The organism is Ruegeria sp. BHSA118, assembly GCF_059613405.1.
Map to the genome: position 1 here is coordinate 1 of NZ_JBXWSM010000164.1, position 1,177 is coordinate 1,177.

Here is a 1,177-nt window from a genome sequence, read left to right on the forward strand (position 1 = left end):
CAGCAAACATGACACCTGTTGCCCACCGCCGCCGCATGATCAGCTGCCGAAAGAATTCAAGTAAACAATGACCGCGTCGATATCATCCTGTTTCTTTAGCCCGGCAAAGGACATGCGTGTCCCCTTCATGTAGGCTTTAGGCTTGGCCAGAAACGCGGCCATCTCTTCTTCCGTCCAGATCAAGCCATCCTCGGCGGCAGCTTTCATGGCCTTGGAGTACTTAAAGCCTTCGACGGCGGCCGCATTGGCACCGGCAACGCCGTTCAATGCCGGACCCGCGCGATGCTTGGCCCCCTCGCCGACCTGATGGCATGACTTGCACTTCTTGAAAACTTTTTCGCCATTTTCGATCATTTCGGGATCAAGTGCCGCTGTGTCGTCAGCGGTTTCTTCGACCTCGACGGGTGCTTCCTCGGAAACAGATGCCGGGTCCGCGCTTTCAGCCCCGGCTTCGTCAGGCGTTACATCCAGAACGGTGGCGCGCATGGTGATTTCCACGCCTTCTTTGCAACCCACCATGCATGGCTCATCCGTCCAGAAATGCGCCTCGGCCGTTTCGCGGTCATCCACGATGAAACCCCCGGCATTCGGCATTTCCACTTCAAGGAAATTTTCGTGCGACAGCGTGAACTCATCATCAACGATGTCGTTGGAATACAGGATATAGGCGACAATCGCGTAAACATCGTCAGGCTCCAGCGATTGTGCGTCTCCAAACGGCATCGAAAGGTTCACATAGTCCCATACCGTCGAAAGGTGCGGCCAGAAGGAGCCCACTGTTTTCAGCGGGTCCTTATCCGCAAGCGTGCCCTCGCCGCCCGCCAGTTTCGGCCAATTGCCCACACCTTCTGCAAAATCGCCATGACAGATCGCGCACCGTTCGGCAAAGACCTCTTCACCGGTGAACACGTCGCCGGACCCTTCGGGCAATCCGGTTCCGTCAGGTGCAACGTCGTGGTCCCATGCTGCGATTTCTTCGGGCAACGCAGGGCGCCCAAGTCCAAGCTTGTCTGCATGGGCTGGAACCGCCACGCATAACCCAAGGGCCGAGGCGGCCAATAGCTTACGATACTTCGACATTTTCCGCCTCTCCGTTTTCCTTGATCCACCAGGTCTGGATACAATTGTTGTGGTAGATTGAGTTCTCGCCCCGCACGTCCCGCAGCTGAGCTTTGCT

1 protein-coding gene is annotated in these 1,177 nt (G+C 56.8%); it reads right to left on the reverse strand.

All coding sequences use genetic code 11. The features are described from left to right. Window positions 1–39: 39 nt before the first annotated feature. On the reverse strand, window positions 40–1,080 hold the full coding sequence (locus AC2FNN_RS21660) for a c-type cytochrome (RefSeq protein ID WP_496760592.1): 1,041 nt from the start codon (window positions 1,078–1,080) through the stop codon (window positions 40–42). Between the last annotated feature and the right edge of the window lie 97 nt (window positions 1,081–1,177).